Origin of the sequence: Nitratireductor sp. GISD-1A_MAKvit (genome assembly GCF_040819555.1) — a bacterium.
GTDB lineage: Bacteria > Pseudomonadota > Alphaproteobacteria > Rhizobiales > Rhizobiaceae > Nitratireductor.
Window position 1 is genome coordinate 3,824,852 of sequence record NZ_CP161920.1, and the last position, 19,168, is coordinate 3,844,019.

At 59.2% G+C, this 19,168-nt stretch carries 19 protein-coding genes and 2 pseudogenes; 8 read left to right on the forward strand and 13 right to left on the reverse strand.

Annotation, left to right across the window (positions count from 1 at the left end):
• The first annotated feature begins 15 nt into the window (after positions 1-15).
• Entirely contained in the window at positions 16-966 is a 951-nt protein-coding gene (locus AB2N04_RS19685; RefSeq protein WP_367716460.1) for a 2-hydroxyacid dehydrogenase, read from the forward strand.
• On the opposite strand, the gene AB2N04_RS19690 is transcribed toward AB2N04_RS19685, so the two are convergent.
• The 3 genes from AB2N04_RS19690 to AB2N04_RS19700 all read right to left on the reverse strand — a co-directional run bounded on the left by AB2N04_RS19690 (position 963) and on the right by AB2N04_RS19700 (position 3,640).
• Positions 963-1,817 carry an NlpC/P60 family protein gene (locus AB2N04_RS19690; protein ID WP_367716462.1) on the reverse strand — a complete coding sequence of 285 codons (855 nt, stop codon included), beginning with the start codon at positions 1,815-1,817 and terminating at the stop codon, positions 963-965. The genes AB2N04_RS19685 and AB2N04_RS19690 overlap by 4 nt on opposite strands.
• Positions 1,814-2,164 (reverse strand): MarR family transcriptional regulator, encoded by a 351-nt coding sequence (locus tag AB2N04_RS19695; protein WP_367716463.1) that lies wholly within the window; start codon positions 2,162-2,164, stop codon positions 1,814-1,816. The genes AB2N04_RS19690 and AB2N04_RS19695 overlap by 4 nt, the downstream gene beginning before the upstream one ends.
• A gap of 96 nt (positions 2,165-2,260) precedes the next feature.
• A complete protein-coding gene (locus tag AB2N04_RS19700) occupies positions 2,261-3,640 on the reverse strand; it encodes a M17 family metallopeptidase (protein WP_367716465.1) in 1,380 nt (459 codons plus the stop codon).
• Positions 3,641-3,761: 121 nt separating this feature from the next.
• Here AB2N04_RS19700 and AB2N04_RS19705 point away from each other — a divergent pair, with 121 nt between their 5' ends.
• On the forward strand, positions 3,762-4,586 hold the full coding sequence (locus AB2N04_RS19705; RefSeq protein WP_367716467.1) for a pilus assembly protein TadD: 825 nt from the start codon (positions 3,762-3,764) through the stop codon (positions 4,584-4,586).
• Positions 4,587-4,648: 62 nt separating this feature from the next.
• Here AB2N04_RS19705 and AB2N04_RS19710 read toward each other — a convergent pair whose 3' ends face one another.
• From AB2N04_RS19710 to AB2N04_RS19755, 10 genes and pseudogenes are all read right to left on the reverse strand, one after another.
• Entirely contained in the window at positions 4,649-5,638 is a 990-nt protein-coding gene (locus AB2N04_RS19710; RefSeq protein WP_367716469.1) for a type II secretion system F family protein, read from the reverse strand.
• A 3-nt stretch (positions 5,639-5,641) separates the two neighbouring features.
• Positions 5,642-6,655: a type II secretion system F family protein gene (locus AB2N04_RS19715; RefSeq protein WP_367716471.1), complete on the reverse strand. Its 1,014-nt coding sequence runs from the start codon at positions 6,653-6,655 to the stop codon at positions 5,642-5,644.
• A gap of 41 nt (positions 6,656-6,696) precedes the next feature.
• A complete protein-coding gene (locus tag AB2N04_RS19720; protein ID WP_367716473.1) occupies positions 6,697-8,214 on the reverse strand; it encodes a CpaF family protein in 1,518 nt (505 codons plus the stop codon).
• Positions 8,215-8,233: 19 nt separating this feature from the next.
• Complete coding sequence (locus tag AB2N04_RS19725) at positions 8,234-9,514, reverse strand: AAA family ATPase (RefSeq protein ID WP_367716475.1); 1,281 nt, start codon at positions 9,512-9,514, stop codon at positions 8,234-8,236.
• A gap of 13 nt (positions 9,515-9,527) precedes the next feature.
• The gene (locus AB2N04_RS19730; RefSeq protein ID WP_367716476.1) at positions 9,528-10,253 is read right to left on the reverse strand and encodes a CpaD family pilus assembly protein; all 726 of its coding nucleotides are present in this window, start codon (positions 10,251-10,253) and stop codon (positions 9,528-9,530) included.
• A 32-nt stretch (positions 10,254-10,285) separates the two neighbouring features.
• Positions 10,286-11,827 (reverse strand): type II and III secretion system protein family protein, encoded by a 1,542-nt coding sequence (locus AB2N04_RS19735; RefSeq protein WP_367716477.1) that lies wholly within the window; start codon positions 11,825-11,827, stop codon positions 10,286-10,288.
• A 47-nt stretch (positions 11,828-11,874) separates the two neighbouring features.
• A pseudogene (gene cpaB / locus AB2N04_RS19740) lies at positions 11,875-12,691 on the reverse strand (Flp pilus assembly protein CpaB).
• 200 nt (positions 12,692-12,891) lie between these two features.
• Positions 12,892-13,413, reverse strand: a complete 522-nt coding sequence (locus AB2N04_RS19745) for a prepilin peptidase (protein ID WP_367716479.1) — start codon at positions 13,411-13,413, stop codon at positions 12,892-12,894.
• A gap of 142 nt (positions 13,414-13,555) precedes the next feature.
• A complete protein-coding gene (locus tag AB2N04_RS19750) occupies positions 13,556-13,732 on the reverse strand; it encodes a Flp family type IVb pilin (protein WP_367716481.1) in 177 nt (58 codons plus the stop codon).
• 302 nt (positions 13,733-14,034) lie between these two features.
• Positions 14,035-14,175: a hypothetical protein gene (locus tag AB2N04_RS19755; protein ID WP_367718870.1), complete on the reverse strand. Its 141-nt coding sequence runs from the start codon at positions 14,173-14,175 to the stop codon at positions 14,035-14,037.
• On the opposite strand from AB2N04_RS19755, the gene AB2N04_RS19760 reads away from it, so the two are divergent.
• The 6 genes and pseudogenes from AB2N04_RS19760 to rpsT all read left to right on the forward strand — a co-directional run bounded on the left by AB2N04_RS19760 (position 14,129) and on the right by rpsT (position 18,328).
• Positions 14,129-14,500, forward strand: a complete 372-nt coding sequence (locus AB2N04_RS19760; RefSeq protein ID WP_367716482.1) for a pilus assembly protein N-terminal domain-containing protein — start codon at positions 14,129-14,131, stop codon at positions 14,498-14,500. The genes AB2N04_RS19755 and AB2N04_RS19760 overlap by 47 nt on opposite strands.
• Before the next feature lie 221 nt (positions 14,501-14,721).
• A complete protein-coding gene (locus AB2N04_RS19765) occupies positions 14,722-15,216 on the forward strand; it encodes a TadE/TadG family type IV pilus assembly protein (RefSeq protein WP_367716484.1) in 495 nt (164 codons plus the stop codon).
• A gap of 38 nt (positions 15,217-15,254) precedes the next feature.
• On the forward strand, positions 15,255-15,884 hold the full coding sequence (locus AB2N04_RS19770; protein ID WP_367716486.1) for a TadE/TadG family type IV pilus assembly protein: 630 nt from the start codon (positions 15,255-15,257) through the stop codon (positions 15,882-15,884).
• A gap of 261 nt (positions 15,885-16,145) precedes the next feature.
• Positions 16,146-17,040, forward strand: a pseudogene (gene mutM, locus AB2N04_RS19775) (bifunctional DNA-formamidopyrimidine glycosylase/DNA-(apurinic or apyrimidinic site) lyase).
• A 61-nt stretch (positions 17,041-17,101) separates the two neighbouring features.
• On the forward strand, positions 17,102-17,875 hold the full coding sequence (locus AB2N04_RS19780) for an enoyl-CoA hydratase (protein ID WP_367716487.1): 774 nt from the start codon (positions 17,102-17,104) through the stop codon (positions 17,873-17,875).
• Positions 17,876-18,061: 186 nt separating this feature from the next.
• Entirely contained in the window at positions 18,062-18,328 is a 267-nt protein-coding gene (gene rpsT, locus AB2N04_RS19785) for a 30S ribosomal protein S20 (protein WP_367716489.1), read from the forward strand.
• Positions 18,329-19,168 lie beyond the last annotated feature (840 nt).

The window sequence follows — 19,168 nt, forward strand, 5'->3', positions numbered from 1 at the left end:
TTCGAGGGGCAAACCATGAGCACTCAGAAACGCGGTCGCGTCCTTCTTTCCGTTACCGGTTTCAACCCGCAGCGCTGGTATGACCTTCTCTCCAGGGAGCGGGAGGTGGTGCTGGAACCAGATGGCGCGGAAGACCCTTCGGTCGACTATGCCGTTGTCTGGAAACAGCAGCCTGGTGTGCTCGCCAGACTGCCGAACCTGAAGGTCATCTTCTCCATCGGCGCGGGCGTGGACCACATCTTCGCCGATGACCAGGTGCCCGATGTACCCATCGTGCGCGTGGTGGCGGAAAACCTCACACAACACATGTGCGAATATGTGACGTGGCGTGTGCTCGATCATCACAGGCAGGGCGCCGTCTACCGGGAACAACAGGCCCGAAAGGTCTGGCACGAGCCGCGGCAGCCGCCAGCCAACGACGTTTCGGTGGGCATTATGGGGCTCGGCCAGCTTGGCACACGGGCCGCAAAGGCACTGCATGCGCTCGGTTTTTCGGTGAATGGCTGGAGCCGCACGCCAAAGGATGTCGATGGTGTCAAAGGCTATCACGGTGAAGACGGGCTGACGCCCTTTCTCAACGCGACCGACATTCTGGTGGTGCTCTTACCGCTGTCGGCGGCAACAGAAGGCATTGTGGACTATTCAGTCATCTCGAGGCTGCGCCAGGACGGGCCGTTGGGCGGCCCCTGTCTCATCAATGCGGGCCGCGGGAGACTGCAGCGCGAGACAGACATACTGAAGGCGCTTGAAGACGGTGTTTTGAAGGAAGCGAGCCTCGACGTGTTTGAGCGAGAACCGCTGGCGCCGGAAAGTCCGCTCTGGGCGCATCCGCGCGTGTTCGTGACACCGCACGCGGCGGCCACTTCGGATCCCGCACATCTGGTGCCGCCAATGCTGCAACAGATGGCTGCGTTTGAGCGTGGTGAGGCGTTGACAAATCTCGTCGACCGCAAGGCCGGATATTAAGGCCGGCGATAATGCGTCGGGCGGCCGTAGAGACGTTCGATCCGCTCGACCGCATCACTCAGCGGTTCGCGTGCGACGGTCATCGTGTTGCCGTTGGCATGCAACATCATCACGTGATCAAGCATGATCGCCACATGGCCTTTCCAGAAAACGAGATCACCCCGCCGAAGCGCGGTCTCGGCGGGATCGATCAGAAACCCGATGCTCTCGGCCTGCATGTCCGTATCGCGCAGCACGGTTTTCCCGGCCATGCGCATGGATAGCTGCACCAGACCGGAACAGTCGATACCGAAGCCGCTCGTCCCTCCCCACAGATAGGGTGTGTGCAGAAAGGTTTCTGCGACTGTGACGTAGTCCTCTTGATGCACATCGAGCGGCTGCAGGTGCCCGGCGATCACCGCGCCCCCTGACGCGAGAAGCGCATATTGCGTGCCACGGTTCTCAACCGTCTCCGTGACACAAAGCGCCGCTCCTATACTGTGCGTGGTGGTTGCGGGTTTCTTCAATTCAGGTTCGGGGTAGACGAAACTGCGCTGCGCGGTGACGCGATGAGTGGGCAACACGCCTTCCTCCTCGAGGGAGGCGGCATTCACATAGCCGACATAGCCGTCATGCTCAGCCTGCACCCAGGCCCAGCCTTCACGACGCTCGAAGACACGCACCCGGTCGCCATGAAGGAACTGAGTGTCGATGCCGGCGTCAAGACGCGGGGCGCCGTGCACGTCGACAACGGGCGCGCCGACGCGGGCGGGCATGCCTGCGGTGAAACGAGCCGCCTCCACCCTGCCCTCAAGACGGGCATCGGCGAGATCCGGTCGGTGGGCGTGAAGACGCCGGTCGAGTGTGGTCATAAGGGTAGCTCCGCGGACTTTTCCACCACCACATCGCCGAACCGTTCCACGAACAAGGCACCTTCGACGGTGCGCTTGATCAGGACATTACGGCGGTCGCTCGGGTCGCGGTGGCGTGAAACGAGTTTCAATGCGCCCATCGTGTCGAGCGCTCGGGTGATGACGGGTTTGGAAACATCCAGTTTTTCGGCGAGCCCCCGCACAGTGTGCGGCGGCGGGTCCAGATAGATCGTCAGAAGGATCGCAAGCTGGCGCTCCGTGAGGTCTGGTGCCTTGCCGCGCACCTCGGCAAGGCTGACCTGCTGCCACAGACGCAGCGCCTGGCTTGGCCTAAGCTGGACGGACATTTCAGGGCCTGCCTTTGCAGAAAAACAACAACCGTTTCGGCTCCGTTCCATTCATGCAGACAAAGGCAGGCCGGCGCAAGCGCAAGCTGCTACTTGCTAGGAAGCACCTCCATAACGCTCTGCAAGCATGCGTTCGATGGCGCGGATGCCCTGCGCCTCGCCGCCGACCGGAGCGTGCGGCTTGTCTGCCGGGTTCCAGCCATAGATGTCGAAATGCGCCCAGCTCTTCGCCTTCTCCACGAAACGGCCAAGGAAGAGACCGGCGATTGGCGAACCGGCAAAACCGTCGAGCGAGACATTGTTGATGTCTGCGATCTTCGAATCGAGACGCGAGAGATAAGGCTTCCAGAGCGGCATCCGCCAGAGAGGGTCGGCAACTGCCTGCGATGCCTGCGCCAACGCAGCCGCCAGCGCTTCGTCGTCGGTGTAGAAGGGCGGCACATCGGGCCCGAGCGCAACGCGCGCAGCGCCCGTCAGCGTTGCCATGTCGATCAGGAGCTCAGGCTCCTCCTCGTCCGCCAGCGCCATCGCATCGGCAAGCACCAGGCGACCCTCGGCATCGGTGTTTCCGATCTCGACGGTGAGCCCCTTGCGGCTGGTCAGCACATCGCCGGGACGGAAGGCATTGCCGGCGACGGCGTTTTCCACGGCAGGAATGAGCACACGCAGGCGAATGTCGATCTTTGCCGCCATGAGCATCGAGGCAAGGCCGAGGACATTGGCAGCGCCGCCCATATCCTTCTTCATGAGCAGCATGCCGGCGGCCGGTTTCAGATCAAGACCGCCGGTATCGAAACAGACGCCCTTGCCGACAAGCGTAACCTTCGGCGCATCGTCCCGTCCCCAGCGCAGATCGAGAAGGCGCGGGGCCACCTCCGCGGCACGGCCGACCGCGTGGATCATCGGCAGGTTTTCTTTGAGGAGGTCCTCACCCGCCGTCACCGTCAGCGTTGCGCCATGTTCGGAAGCGAGTTCACGGGTGGCTACTTCGAGCGCATCGGGCCCCATATCGCCGGCTGGCGTGTTGATGAGATCGCGTGCAAGGAAGCTGCCGCCGGCCAGCCGCTCGACGCGAGCTGCATCCACTCCTTCGGGAGCGGCAAAGCGAAGCGTGTTGCGTGGCTTCTTGCCATAGCGCGTGAAGGAATAAGCCCCAAGCATCAGGCCCAGAACTGCAAGTTCCGCCTCTTTCGGAGCCTCGGCAAAGTGCCAGTCGCCTTCCGGCAGATGCCGTGCGAGCGCTCCTGCGCAAAGTGGATTGGCGGCGTCGGATGTGCCAAGCCCGAGAAATGCGCCGGCTACCGCGCCCGCTTCACCCGGCACGATCAGTACCGTTCCGGCAGCCCCAGAAAAGCCGTTGGCCCTTGCCCAAGTGATCGCTTGCTTCGGTGCATTGCAGGCATCCAGGCCATCGGCCGCCACCGTGTAGACAGGCAGCGATGAAGCCTCTTTCGAGGTCAGGAGCGTGACGGGCATTTCTTGTCTCCTCATTTACGTTTTGCGGCGCGCTTTAACGCTCCGTTAGGGTTAACAGAATATTTCTCTCTGTTGAGAGTTGGCCGGAGGGCGGCCGAAGCCAATCGGAGGGCGCGCGCAGATGTTTACCGAACAGCGCACGAATGCAACCGTAAACAGAATGGCCATGACAGCCATGGCGCTGATCATGGCAGTTTCAGTGGCCGGCTGCGCCAAGGACCGGATGACAACCGGGTCCATCAGCCGCAGCACGCCCAAGGCCGCATCCAATGTCGCAAGCATGAGCGAGCCGCAATTGCGGAGTGCTGCAGATGCTCTTGGCCGGGCCTACACAAAGAACACCAAGGACAAGTCAACCGCACTGCGTTATGCCTCTGTGCTTCAGATGACGGGTCGTGTGGACCAGTCTCTAGCGGTGATGCGCAAACTGGCCATTGACCACCCAACGGATCGCGAAGTGCTGGCAGCCTATGGCAAGGCACTGGCAGCGGCAGGAGAATTGCAGCCGGCACTCGATGCGGTGCGCCGGGCGCAGACGCCGGAATATCCCGACTGGCGCCTTCAGTCGGCCGAGGGTGCGATCCTGGATCAGCTGGGTCAGAAGGAAGCGGCGCGCGCGCTCTATCGCCAGGCGTTGAACCTGAAACCGGGTGAATCCTCCATCCTTTCAAACATGGGCATGTCGTATCTGTTGGAAGGTGACCTGAAATCGGCCGAGCACTATATGCGACAGGCGGCACAGGCTTCCGGCGCGGATAGCCGGGTGCGACAGAACCTGGCGCTCGTCGTCGGACTTCAGGGACGCTTCGAGGAAGCCGAGCGGCTGGCACGGCAGGAGCTTTCGCCCGAACAGGCCGAGGCAAACGTGACGTATCTGCGCTCCATGCTCGCACAGCAGAACGCGTGGAGCCAGCTTTCCGAAAAAGACAAGAAAAAGCGCCAGTAACGGCGCTTCAATTCCCCTGACAATGTTCGAAAAGGCCGCTTCAAGCGGCCTTTTGCATGATCTCAGAACAGCCCCTGCTGCTTGATCTGGATGCCTGCCGGTCCGAGGATGACTGCGAACAGAACCGGGATGAAGAAGAGAATCATCGGCACGGTGAGTTTCGGTGGCAGCGCGGCGGCCTTTTTCTCGGCCTCGTTCATGCGCATCTCGCGGCTTTCGTCCGCAAGCACCCTGAGCGCGTGGCTGACGGGCGTGCCATATCTTTCTGCCTGTATCAGCGCCTGGGTCACACTCTTCACGGTTTCAAGGCCTGTGCGCGAGGCAAAGTTTTCATAGGCCTGCCGCCTCTCCTGAAGGAACGAGAGTTCTGCGTTCGTCAGCACAAGCTCCTCCGCCAGCGCCACAGACTGGGCGCCAATCTCGTCTGCCACGCGCCGGAAAGCCGCTTCGATGGACATGCCCGATTCCACGCATATCAGCATCAGATCGAGCGCATCGGGCCAGGCAATCTGGATCGAGGCTTTTCGTTTCGAGGCCAGATTGCTGACATAGAGGACCGGAGCATAGAAACCGGCATAGGCCGCAAGCACACACACGAACAGCTTTACGAACAGAGGCTGTTCGGGCAGGTGGCCCAGAACGAAAATGTAGACGACAGCGATCGACAGCGCCGCGAAGGGAAGGACAAGACGGAAGAACAGGAACTTCGTGAGAGGATTCTGGCCTCGGAAACCTGCGGTTCTGAGTTTGGCGACAGTAGCGTCGTCGGCAAGAGCGCGCCGTAGATCGAGGCGATCGACAACCGCCCGCATTCCTTCCGACTGATGCTCACGCAAACCGCGCCGGCGCTTGTCTGCTTCTGCCGCAAGGCGCGCCCGCTGTTTGGCGCGCAGTTCGTCGCGTTCCAGGGCAACGCTTTTCATTCGAGCTTTCAGCGGATCGCCGCCGAACGCCGGCAGCAGGGTGAACACGGTCGCGAACACGGCCACCGCAACCAGAATTGCGATCAGAAAACTGGGTTCAAGGAAACTTCCGACAGCATCTGCAGGCATTGGCTAGACCTCGAAGTTGATCATGTTCCGCATCACGAGAATGCCGATTGCCATCCACAGCGCCGCGAACCCCAAAATGAGGTGCCCCGGGCTCGTCGTGAACAGCGGCATGATGTAAGTCGGACTGGTGAGATAGACGAGAAAGGCCACGACGAAGGGCAGCGCCCCAATGATCATGGCCGATGCCTTGGCCTCCATCGACAGTGCCTGCACCTTGGCCTTCATTTTCTTGCGATTGCGCAACACGCGGGAAAGATTGGCCAGCGCTTCGGACAGGTTGCCGCCGGCCTGCGACTGAATCTGGATCACGATACCGAAGAAACCGGCTTCCGAGCATGGCATGGTCTCGCCCATTCGCATGCAGGCTTCCGGAGTCGACACTCCCATCTGCTGGGCCTCGACAATCCGCCGAAATTCGGTTCGCACCGGTTCCTGTGCCTCATTCGCGATCAGACGAATGCCGTCATTGATCGGGAGACCCGACTTCACAGCACGAACGATGACATCGAGCGAATTCGGAAATTCGTTCAGGAACGCCTTCACACGCCTGCGGCGCTTCATCGCAACGAACCAGCGGGGCAGGCCCAGAGTACCAACGATCAACGCCCCCGGCAGGACCAGAAGCGGAGCACCCAGAACGAACGCGACCACGGTGAGAACCAGCCCGGATATCGCTGACAGGATGTAGAAGCGCTCGGGGGTTACATCCATCCCTGCCTGTTTCAGCTGCATCTTCAACGGTGGTTTGCGGACCCTGGTGTCACGTTTTTTCTGACGCTCTTCGAGATCCTTGAGCGAATCCTGAATGGATTTTCGGCGTTTGGCTGTCTCCACCACGCGATCGCGCGAGGCCTTGATGGCCACCTGATCCGTTTGCGCACGCTTGACGGTGTCCAGCCGCCGGCCGACTTTTTTCTCACTGGCAATACTGTTGAACATCAGCGCGTAGGCCACGGCGCCCGCGCTGCAACCGGCCAGAAGAATGAAAGCGATCAGGGTGATATCCATGCCGAACATGACGTTACCTGCTCCAAATGGTGAGGAATGTCAGACTCATGTCAGTCAGTTTTCCTTTCCATCGCTTCCAACGCGGTTGCGAGACGCTGCTCCTCACCGTAATAGCGGGCGCGATCCCAGAAGTGAGGCCGCGCAATGCCGGTCGATACGTGCTCCCCGATAATCTTGCCGTTCGCGTCCTCACCCTTCATGTCGTAGAGCATCAGATCCTGGGTGATGATCACATCTCCTTCCATGCCGATCACTTCGGTGACGTGTGTGATCCGGCGTGAACCGTCACGCAGGCGGGTGGCCTGAATGATCACATCCACCGAGCCGACGATGATCTCGCGGACGGTTTTCTGCGGCAGCGTGAAGCCGCCCATGGCAACCATCGATTCGATGCGGTTCAGACACTCGCGTGGATTGTTGGAGTGGATTGTTCCCATGGAACCGTCGTGACCGGTGTTCATGGCCTGCAGGAGATCGAAGACCTCCGGGCCGCGCACCTCGCCCACGATGATCCGCTCCGGACGCATGCGCAGACAGTTGCGCACCAGATCGCGCATGGTGACCTCACCCTCGCCTTCCAGATTGGGAGGGCGGGTTTCCAGGCGAACCACATGGGGCTGCTGCAGCTGGAGCTCGGCAGAATCCTCACATGTGATGATGCGCTCGTCGAGATCGATGAAGTTGGTCAGGCAGTTCAGCAGCGTCGTCTTGCCCGAGCCGGTACCGCCGGAGATAAGAACATTGCAGCGAACGCGGCCGATGATCTTGAGCAGCTCCGCACCCTCCGGCGAGATCGCGCCGAACCGCACGAGCTGGTCGAGTGTGAGCTTGTCTTTCTTGAACTTACGAATGGTGAGCGAGGCACCGTCGATGGCGAGCGGGGGCGCGATGACATTGACACGGGAACCGTCGGGAAGGCGCGCGTCGCAGATCGGGCTGGATTCATCGACGCGCCGGCCAACCTGGCTGACGATGCGCTGGCAGATATTGAGCAGTTGCTGATTGTCGCGAAAACGCACGCTGGTCTGTTCGACCTTGCCGTTCACTTCTATGTAAACATGCTCGGCGCCATTGACCATGATGTCGGCAATGTCGTCGCGTGCCAGAAGCGGCTCCAGGGGGCCATAACCCAGCACGTCATTGCAGATGTCCTCGAGCAGATCTTCCTGTTCGGAGATCGACATCGCAAAATTCTTGATCGCGATGATGTCGTTGACGATGTCGCGAATTTCCTCGCGCGCGCTGTCCGGGTCGAGATTGGCAAGCTGCGAGAGATCAATCGTTTCGATCAGCGCCGAAAACACCTGACTTTTGGTGTCGTAGTAGGAATCGCTGCGGGCGCGCTGTTTGGGAGCCTGTCGGGCCGGCTGCGGGGCGGCGGGCCTTGGGGCCTCTGCGGCCGTGCGCGAGGCCGGTGCCTCGGGCACGCTCGGGCGCTCCACCTCCGATGCCGGGGGTGCTGCCGGGCGCTCCTGCGTCAATACCTCCGCCCCTCCCGAGAGGGGTTTAGGGGCTGCGGTGTGCGGTGCTGCGGGATGCGAAGCTCCCGCGCCTCTCTTTCCGAACATCTGACGCTACCAATCCATCTCAGCTCTTGCGTTTCAACTTGTCCAGGATGCCAAACAATCCGCTCTTCTTTTTCGGTTGCACGTCTCTGCGACCGGTCAGCACGTGAGCAAGGTCGTTGATCGTCTCGACGATCGGGCTGGCGGCATCCATTTCGCCCAGCATGCGCCCATTGTTGGCCGCATTGCCGAACAATTGCGGCTCGAAGGGAATGGTCGCGGCAGGCGTGATCCCCAGAGGCTCGGCAAAATCCTCAAGTGATATCTCGGGACGCTTCGGGATGCCCGCCTGGTTGAGAAGCAGTATCGGTGGCTTGTCGTTTGGACGCAGCTTCTTCAGCGTGTCGATGAGGTTCTTCGTGTTGCGCAGATTGGCAAGGTCCGGCGTGGCCGTGATGACGATCTCATCGGCCTGCGCAAGCGTTGTTTTCGTCCACCCGTTCCATGTGTGCGGCACGTCGAGTACGAGAACGGGCGCGGTGCGCTGCGTCGTGTCGATGATCTGCGCAAAGGCCTCGGGATCGAAATCATAGACCCGGTCGAGCGTGGAAGGCGCTGCGAGCAGGGAGAGCCGTTCAGCGCATTGCGCGAGAAGTCGGTCGAGATAAACCTCGTCGATGCGTTCAGGGGAGAACACCGCCTCTGCGATGCCCTGCGCCGGATCCTGATCGAAGTTGATGTTGGCAGTACCGAACGGCAGATCCAGATCGGCAACCACAACCTCGTTTTCGAACAGGTTGGAGATGGTCCACGCCACATTGTGTGCGACCGTGGACGATCCGACACCACCTTTGGCGCCGATAAAGGCGATGGAATGCCCCAGAGGTTCAGCTTCCGGATCGACAAAGATGTTTGCGATCACGCTGACGATGTCGGCCATCGAGATCGGAGCGACAACATATTCGGAGATGCCTGCGCGGATCAGCTCGCGATAGAGCCAGACATCGTTGTAATGCCCGATGATGATCACCTTTGTGGAGGGATCACACACGGCGGCGAGCTGCTCAAGCGAGCCCAGAAGCTCTCTTGGCTCGCTGGACGATTCCACGATGACAAGGTTTGGTGTTGCTGCGGTCTGATAGAATTCGACTGCGGTCGCGACGCCTCCCATGTGAACCTTGAGGTGGGTCTTCGACATGCGGCGGTCTTCGCCCGCCCGCTCAATGGGGTTGGCGACGCTGTCCGTCTCGCAAAATGCCTGAATGGAGATGCGCGGGATGGGACGCAGTGTCTGAAGTGCAGACGACGATTCTGCTTCGGCTGCAAGGGCGTCTGGATCCGTTTCGTAGGCTAGATTGCTCATCTCATCTCCTCGCCTAGTACTCGACTTCGCTGGCATTGCGGAAGTCGCTGGAAACCTTGCCAGCCTTGTAATTGCTTTCTTCGCCGCGATACTTGTCGATCACGCCCATCCGGTTCTCCGCATCGATCTCGCCCTGCTTGCGGGGACCGAGGAAATCGTTCGGATTGGCGACCTGGGCGGCGAGATTGTTCTGAAACGAACAGCCGAAATTCGCGTAATGCTTGTTGTCGGTCGTATCGAGAATGTCTTCTGGCCATCGTCCGCACGGACCCGTCGACGCCTGAATGGACGGATAGGAGACACGAATGGGAGGAGACGTGTCAGCAGATGGAGCCTGGAATGAGACTATGGATATAGACTCCGGCGGCACACCCTGTTTCTGGAGAAGGCTGGTAATGTGTGACGCCACATTGGACGCTCCAAGTTCATTGGCCGAACCCGACGGCACCAATACCGAAACCGTGCCTCCGGAGCGCTTGTCGTAGCCACTCATGAAGCCGGCCAGCGTTTTCGCCTGGTCTCGCGTCATCCGGCGCGCGGACATGGCGACCGGCAGATCGATCTGCTTCGATTTCTCCGAGATCACGATCGGATGGTTTGTCCGGTAATCGTCGGGGATCGACCCCACGATGACAGAATCCCGCTTGGCAGTGCAGCCTGCCACGAGCGCGGTTGCGCAGACGATCAGGGCGGCTCCTGCCAGGCTTGGCCTTTGAGTCTTCCGAATGTTCTTTCTCATCATAACCACCCCCGGCATGACCTTTCCCCTGCTCATTTGTAGATGTAGCCGACAACGCCGTGGTAGCGGCCATCGGGCAGGTTGGTTTTCATGGTTCCGTAGACACGGTTGACCCGTCCCAGGAACATGCCCGCGCCATCGCTGGCGGGCGTGAAATTGTCGTCTGGCTTGGCAAGCGCGGTGCGTGCCGTTGGCTTGGAGAGGAACGGGGTCACGATGATGACCAGTTCCGTCTCGTTGCGCACGAAGTCGCGGCTGCGGAACAGCGCGCCGAGCACCGGCACTTTCGAAAGACCCGGCACGCCGTTAAAGGCCTGCCGCACATCATCCTGCACCAGACCGGCGATCATCATCGATCCGCCCGATGGCAGTTCAACCGTCGTATCGGCGAGACGCTTGCGGATCGAGATCGCGTTCATGCTGGAGGCGTTCCGGTAGCGCTGGCCCCGTCCAATACCTGATGAAAAGGATTGCGAACCCTGCATTGTCGGCTCCGAGACCTGGGTTCGGATTTTCAGGCTGATACGTCCGGGAGACAGAACGGTGGGCAGGAACTCCAGACCAATGCCGTAGTCGATCTTTTCGACCTCGTATTTGAGCGCATTCGTGTCGGGATCGATCTCCTGGGAGGTGACGAGGTTGAATTCGCCTCCAACCTTGAACGTGGCCTTCTCGCCCGAAACGGCCGTCAATGCCGGCTCGGCCAGTGTCTTCATGACGCCAGCCTGTTCCATTGCATTGATGTAGGCGTCGATCAGCGAGCCTCCTACGGAGAACTGCGTTGGGGAAAGCGGTTTTCCGAGCCCAAACGCATTGTCGGCCACGGCCCCCCATGAGATGCCGTCGGTACTGCCCGAGCCGATCATGTTTACGCCGAGCTGTTTCATGACGGAGCGGCTGACCTCGGCGACCGTGACTTTCAGGGTCACCTGATCTTCGCCGATGATCTGCAGCATGTTGACGATTTTGCTGGTCTGGCGCTTCTGATCGGGGTTGTTGATCGTGACGCCGCCGCCATCGGTGGGCGCTGCCGCGCTCTGCGAATACTGGCCGGTTGTCGCTTCACCGCCGGTAACAAAAATCTGCGCCAGCTGCGCAGCTCTTGAGGCATCGAGCGGCGTTTCGACGGTGCCGGTGAGGACAACGTTGTCGTTGATCAGCTCGACGTCGATATCGGAGTCTGGAATAAAGCGCGTCAGATACTCTTCGAGGCCTGCCACATCCCGCTCTACCGCGACATCAAGGCTTGCGATCTGCTCACCATTTGCTCCGAAGACAAATATGTTGGTTTCGCCGACCTGCTTTCCGAACAGGTAGATGCGCCGTGACGTGCGGGTGACGGCATCGGCGACGGCAGGATTGGCGACCAGAATGTCATAGGCATCGGCGGGCAGATCCAGCACCAGAGACTTGTTAAGGCCGAGCTGCAGCCGCTGGGTAGCGCTGCTCCCGCCGCGTGTCTTGACGAGTTGTTGCTGTGCGGAGGCGTCGCCGACGGGCAGGGCAAGCTGAAGGGATATCGCGGCGGCGCATCCCAGAAGAACTCGTGCGGTCAGTTTCAGGTTGCTATGCATAACCCGCCCCATCCTTGTCGCGGCAATTGCTCCGTTGGCGTCCTGGTTCATTTCCGGGTCCCCACTTCAGTCACTTCTCCGGACTTGATCATCCGAACGCTGTTGCCCCGTCCCTGACCGGATACGAGGTAGGACCCATCATTCGTCGGTGCTTCGTTGGTATCGGTGATCGCCCGTAGAGACAGCGTAAGGCGATCGGCCATCTGCTGCGCAACCGTGATGATTTCCGCCTGTTCCGGCGTCAATTCCAGGGTGGCCGTTTCGCCAACCTTCACCCGGCGCCCGTCTTCATCCTCCTGGATCGCCTGATCGATCGCCAGAACCTTGATGTTCTTGAGGATGGTCTCGGTAATGAAGCCGTTCGGCGTTGCGGTGTCCTGGGTTCTGCGCGTCATGATGACGTCGACATAATCATTGGGAAGAATGAAACCGCCCGCCGAGGTATCGGCCGCGATCTGGGTGGCCACCGCACGTTTGCCCGATGGCAGGATGGCCGACATGAAGCTCATCCCCTCGCCGATCAGCTTCGAGCGCCTGAGCGGCTCGCCGGTGTAGAGCGCGACACGGGCAATGGAGCTGCGCAGCTCTTCGAGTGCCTCGGGGCTCTCCTGGCGCGTGATCATGTTGGCGTTGATGTTGTCTGCTGGCCAGGGCCTGCCAGCTCACGGCATTGCCAAGCTCCGTTCCCATCGGCACATCCTGACCGATGACAAGAACCTCCACCAGATCGATTTCGGGTTCCTGGGGCCCTGCGCTCACCGCCGGCTGCTGCGGAGCCGGCGCCGTGAGATTTTTGGCCACGTAACCGGCACCAAGCGCGGCCAGCACGGCCACACCTAGAATGACGATCCGGGATTTGCTCATAACTCCGCCCCTCGTACTCGGACTTCCCTTGCGTGAAGCGGAGAATGACGTGTCAATCGTCAAATTATGGTTAACGCGAACCTTACAGCCATGATTAATTTAAAGTTGAACAGTTCCCGGGAGAAACCGGGAATACAAAACGCCCCGATGCAGGATCGGGGCGTGGTGAAGAATGGGTACGATATCGCGGCCTATGGCAACTAGAACCCTGAAAGCCTGGCGAGCGCCCATTGCATGAGCGGTGTTTCAGGATAGGCGACGAGCCCCCCCAGCCCCAGCGCAATGCCATAGGGAATGCCTGCCTTTGGATCTGCCAGATTTCTCAAAAGCAGGTTGTTCACCGACACGTAGGACACATAAGAATTCCGGAACATAATCAGAGCGAGTGTCAGACCGCCTCCTATGAGAGCGGCAAGGCAAAGATACTGCACAAGCAGTGGGCTGAGGCCAAACCACACGGATGTGGCTGCGATGAGTTTCGCATCGCCGCCGCCCATGCCACCGACTGCAAAGAGTGCAAAGGTTACCGCCAGAACCAGAAGGCCGGCTGAAAGATGCAAGCCGATCTGCGACCAGTCCATGCCCGTCATCGGCGCCACGATCATGAAAGTCCCGACCAGCAACACCGAAACGCGGTTTGCGATGGTCATGGACAACAGGTCCGAGACTGCCGCAAACACCATGCAGAACGGAAAGACCACGAGAATCACAGCTTCAAGCATCAACGACACCCCAGTTTTGATGACCTGCGCATTTCGCCGCAAAAACCTTAAGGAATTGACTTTCTGGCACATCGAAAAGAAAGGGCCACCTCTTTGCTCAAGAGGTGGCCCGTTCAATCAACCAGTTTAGGACCTGGGCTGATTAGTTGGTATTGCCCGGCAGTTTGCCAGCGACGCCCGTGAAGGTGTCATTGATCTTCGTTCCGAGAGCGGTCGCGCCGCCGATGATTGCAAGAGCAATGAGCGCTGCCAGGAGGCCATACTCGATTGCAGTTGCACCGGACTCGTCTTTCAGGAAGCGTGAAAACAGATTAGCCATTGTGTAAAACTCCTCTTCCGCGTTTTTGTTCAGCAAGACCGTCAACGATCTTTGTTGTGTTGATCGGATGGCCTGAACTTACAAAGGAGCTCTTTCAACCTGCTTAAGAAACAGCCTTACCAAAACCTTGCCTGCGCAAAGCGAGCCGATTGGTTAACAGTTGTATAACAGGAAACCTGCAACCAGCCATGCCGCACTCTCTTTATAATGGTACGTCTTGAAACACTGTTCCCTCGCCGTGTTTGGGCCCCCACGAACTGGCCTGCTTAACCGTTGGTTCACCAATACGCTTCATAGTCTCTTCAGCTTGACTTGGGGAGCAGCGCAATGCGCAACGCGTTTTCTAAATCCGGAATGATCGTGACAGCAGGCGCTTTGCTTGCGGGATTGCTCGTCATGCCTGCAGTGAGCATGGCCGACAGCTCGTCGATAAGGGTGGTCATGAATCAGGCCAAGATCGTCAAGCTTGCCCGCCCGGCAGACACGATCGTCGTGGGCAATCCCGAGATTGCCGACGCCGCCGTTCAGGATGCACAGACAATTGTTCTGACAGGCAAGGGTTTCGGTGTGACCAACCTTGTCGTGCTCGACATCGACGGGTTGCCCGTGGTCGACGAACAGGTTGTGGTCAGCCGACAGACCGTTGACTCGGTACGAATCTACCGCCGTTCCAACGTGCAGACGCTGTCGTGCACTCCATTCTGTGAGAGCGCCTACAAGACTGATGCCGAGCGCCTTTCCGAAACCGAGCTGAACGCCAGCCAGTAGGATAGCTCCGTATCCGGACGTGCTTCCCGTGCCTCCCGGCGATACGAATGCCGGTGGTTTACGAAATCTCAAAACGGAAGCAGAAAATTGACTCGCCATCACAACGGGAATGCAACCTGAACGCGCTAGGTATCCAATCGTCGAGTTAGTCAACTCAGGGGCCAGGAATGGGCGAGCGTAGCAATCTGAACGGAGCTGAAAGGCGGTCGAAACGGCCCCTCTTGCGCGGATTCATAAAGAATCGGGACGGCGCAACAGCGGTCGAGTTCGCTATTCTCATTTTTCCGTTCCTGTTGCTGGTGTTCATCATCGTGGAATCGAGCATCGCTTTTGCGGCACAGCAGTTGCTGACAAACGCAACGGATGATGTGGCACGGCTTTTCCGGACGGGCCAGGAGCAGCGGGCAACGCTCAACGAAACCAAGCTGCACAAGATGATCTGCGATCGGATATCGATGCTTATGACGGGCGATTGTCCCGGCCTTGCGGTTGATCTTCGCCAGTTCGACAGTTTTGAAGACGCCGCCAAAGCCAGTCAGGGCTTCAACCCAGATGGTTCCTTTGACACAAGGCTGGATCTCGGACCCGCTTTGTCCAAGAACATGATCCGTGTCTATTACCGCTGGCCGGTGATTACCAACATCCTGGCAGACCAGTTGCCTGACGGAAAAATGCTGCTCTTCTCGACCAGTACCTGGCAGAACGAGCCATTCTGATGAAGGCATTTCCCCGGCAGGCGTGTAAGGAAAGCGAGATGATGCGCAATCGAATTACCGACAGCCCCAGGAACGGCATCATGATCGCCATAGGGGCTTTTCTGCGGGACCGGCGAGGCATTGCGGCGACCGAATTTGTGATCGTCCTGCCTATATTGCTGGCCTTCTACTTTCTGACCATGGAGTTCAGTCAGGCCATCGACACGAGCAAGAAGGTGAGTCGTGCAGCAAGCATGGTCGGCGACCTGATTGCACAGCAACCCTCGATCTCCCCCGGAGAAGTTGACGCCATCATGAAGATTGGCAGTGCGATTCTGAAACCGTACAATCGTTCCATGCCCACCGTCACAGTCACCGCCATCGAGATCACTGACGAAGAAGATCCGAAGGTGAAGGTTGTCTGGTCACGCGAGCTTCGAAATGGTTCCCCGCAACCTGGAGCGCCCAAGGGCAGCAACGCGACCGTTCCCAACGATCTCAAGAAGAGGGGCACGTTCTACATCAAATCGTCTACATCGCTCGGCTACAAGCCCCGCCTCGCCTGGTCGAGTGAGGGCGCCAAGGCAGCCGGTCTGACGGCAATGCTGAGCCTCGACAACCTCCCGCTGAGCGAGAGCTACTATCTGCGCCCACGGATGAGCCGCACGATACCCTGTGCGGACTGTTGAGCGGCACGCATCCAGCATCACTCCATCAGGGAACGCTGCAGCTCGATTGCCATTTCCCAAACGTCCTACTATGTCTTGCTGAGTGGTAGCGGCGAGGGACTGGCATGGCGTGCGTATCGATTTCCGTTCCGGGTGGGCCCGTCCTTTCGGCGCGCCGCTCCAGGGCTGCGGGTTTGCCGCTTTCCTGCACGCCTGAAGCATTCGATATGCAGAACTGCGCCCCACGCCGCGGCGCGTTTTTCCTGAGCGGACCGGCCTCACATGCCTGAATTGCCCGAGGTTGAAACCGTCCGTCGTGGCTTGCAGCCAATCATGGAAGGTGCGCACATCGACGCGGTTGAGCTGCGTCGACCCGATCTGCGGTTTCCGTTTCCCGACGGGTTCGCCGAGCGGCTCAAAGGACAGGAGATCATCGCGCTGGGACGGCGCGCCAAGTATCTTTTGGTCCATTTGGAGACATCGGATGTGGTGATCTGTCACCTGGGCATGTCCGGATCGTTTCGCGTGGACCATGACGAGGAACGATCGTCGTCTCCGGGGGCATTTCATCACGCGCGTTCCAAAGCGGAGAAACACGACCATGTCCTGTTTCATCTGCGGCTGGGCGACGGTCGAAACGTTCGTGTGATCTACAACGATCCGAGGCGGTTCGGCTTCATGTTGCTGCATGACCGGGGACCGCTGGACAGCCATCCGCTTCTGGCGCCGCTGGGAACCGAACCGACGGGGAACGCGCTGGATGGAGCATTGCTTTCTGCACGCCTGAAACGCAAACGCACGCCGCTGAAGGCCGCTCTCCTGGATCAGCGGGTGATCGCCGGTCTCGGCAACATTTATGTCTGTGAAGCACTCTGGAGGGCGCGACTTTCCCCAAGACGCAGCGCGGAAACGATTGTGAACGCTCGGGGAACGTCCGAGCGGTGTGACCGACTTGCGATTGCCATCCGTTCGGTCATCGCCGAAGCGATTGCAGCCGGAGGGTCTTCATTGCGCGATTATGTTCAGGCAGACGGCTCACTGGGGTACTTCCAGCATGCATTCAAGGTGTACGGGCGGGAAGGAAGCCCCTGCCCTCGCGACACCTGCAGCGGCAGCGTACAGCGGATCGTTCAGAGCGGGCCGCTCGACGTTTCACTGCCCCGCCTGTCAACGTTAGAGAGTGCATACTAGCAAACGCGAGCTCGTCTCGTTCACGGTTACGGAAAGGTATTCACACCATGGCATATGACACAATTCTGGTTGAGACACGGGAACGTGTCGGTCTGATAACCCTGAACCGCCCCAAGGCGCTGAATGCGCTGAACTCGAAAGTGCAGGAAGAGGTTGTCGCTGCACTTGAGGCTTTTGACGAGAACCCGCGGATCGGCGCCATTGTGCTAACCGGTTCGGAAAAGGCGTTCGCCGCTGGAGCGGATATCAAGGAAATGGCTTCGAAAACCTATGTCGATGCCTATATGGAAGACCTGTTCGCCGGCTGGGACGGCCTTACACGCATTCGCAAACCGATCATTGCAGCGGTGGCGGGCTATGCGCTTGGAGGCGGTTGCGAGCTTGCAATGATGTGCGATTTCATCATCGCCGCCGACAATGCGAAGTTTGGTCAGCCGGAAATCACGCTCGGTGTGATGCCGGGCATGGGCGGCTCCCAGCGCCTGACGCGGTTCGTGGGCAAGTCGAAAGCGATGGATATGTGCCTGACCGGGCGCTTCATGGACGCAGAAGAGGCAGAAAGATCGGGACTCGTCTCGCGTGTGGTGCCGCCGGGCGAACTCATCGAGGAGGCGCTGAAAGCGGCGGAGACCATTGCCGACTTCTCGTTGCCGGCGGTAATGATGACCAAGGAAGCGGTCAACCGGGCCTATGAAACCACCCTCTCAGAAGGCCTGCGCTTCGAGCGACGTGTCTTTCACGCCATGTTTGCGCTTGACGATCAAAAGGAGGGAATGGCGGCGTTCACCGAGAAGCGGTCGGCGAATTTCAAGAACCGCTGACCCTGGCAAACCGGGGAACCGCAGGATCAGCTTCCCGCATTCTGCGGTTTCCTGCCAATAGACGTTGACGTTGTTCGAAAGCTCCACTATAAGCCGCCACGACTGTGGTGGCCCTGCGGCTGCCCTTTTTGTTTTGCGCTCGCGAGACATCGTCGCGACGAGATTTGTAGATACGAGAGAGGACACATGGCCAACACGACTTCGGCCAAGAAGGCGGTGCGCAAGATTGCTCGCCGTACTGCGGTTAACAAAAACCGTCGCTCGCGCGTACGCAGCTTCGTTCGCAAGGTCGAAGAAGCGCTGGCCACGGGCGACAAGGCAGCTGCCGAGAGCGCATTCAAAGCTGCGCAGCCGGAACTGATGCGCGCAGCCAGCAAGGGCGTGATGCACCAGAATACGGCATCGCGGAAGGTTTCCCGCCTTGCACAGCGTGTGAAGGCGCTGGGCGCTTAAACGCTGCCTCAGACTATTTTCGGAGCCCGGCTTTCAGGCCGGGCTTTTTCTTGGCCTGAACCAAGCCCGCGAGGCAACTTTGCGTTGTCGGCAGCGGGCTTTTTTGCATCAATCGGCCTAAGCCTTTGAGAATCGTATAATCTTCGTCACATAAGCTCGCGCTTAAATTGGCGACGATGGAGATTTTTGTTATATATCAGTAAGATGCAGATGTTTATCCACAGGTTGCCCCTGTCATATCCGCCCTTACCAGAGCACGAATATGTCAAGCGGTTTTTTATGATTTTTTTTGCAGCCGCAGTTTGCATGCGGGCATTTCGAAAAGGCTCTTGAATCCAAATGGCTTATTCGCACGAGCGCGGTTTGATGCCGATTCTGGGCGCGCGAACAAGACCAGATTCGAGAAAAAAGCGGCAGCCCTGCCCTTGCCCTTTCCACAAGGATTTCGGTAATGTCAGGCCATCGAGAGGGCAGTCAGAGCCCGAGGAACCAAGCCCAAATCGGCACCCGTTTTGACGCGGTAACGTTTTCCGCGAGGTGTTTTGCGCGCTCTCGAAAATCCACCTCGTCGCAGCAGCTGGCGGGGCGAAAATTTCCGGCGCCGATGCGCCCACGCTCGAATGAGCCAGATTCATTTTCATGCCGGAGAATAATCAACCGGCGGTTGTATTTTTGACTTGTATCTGCAGCGTGATGCCTGCAGAGAGGAAAGGGAGGCCGACCCGCGATCAGGCTGGAAAGTTACGGTTCAGGAAGGAAACGGAGCAAGCAGGGGCGAAATACCTGAAGGTGAGCTTCTCCGTAAGAAAAACACCACTCAAAAAAGCAGGGACACGAGGA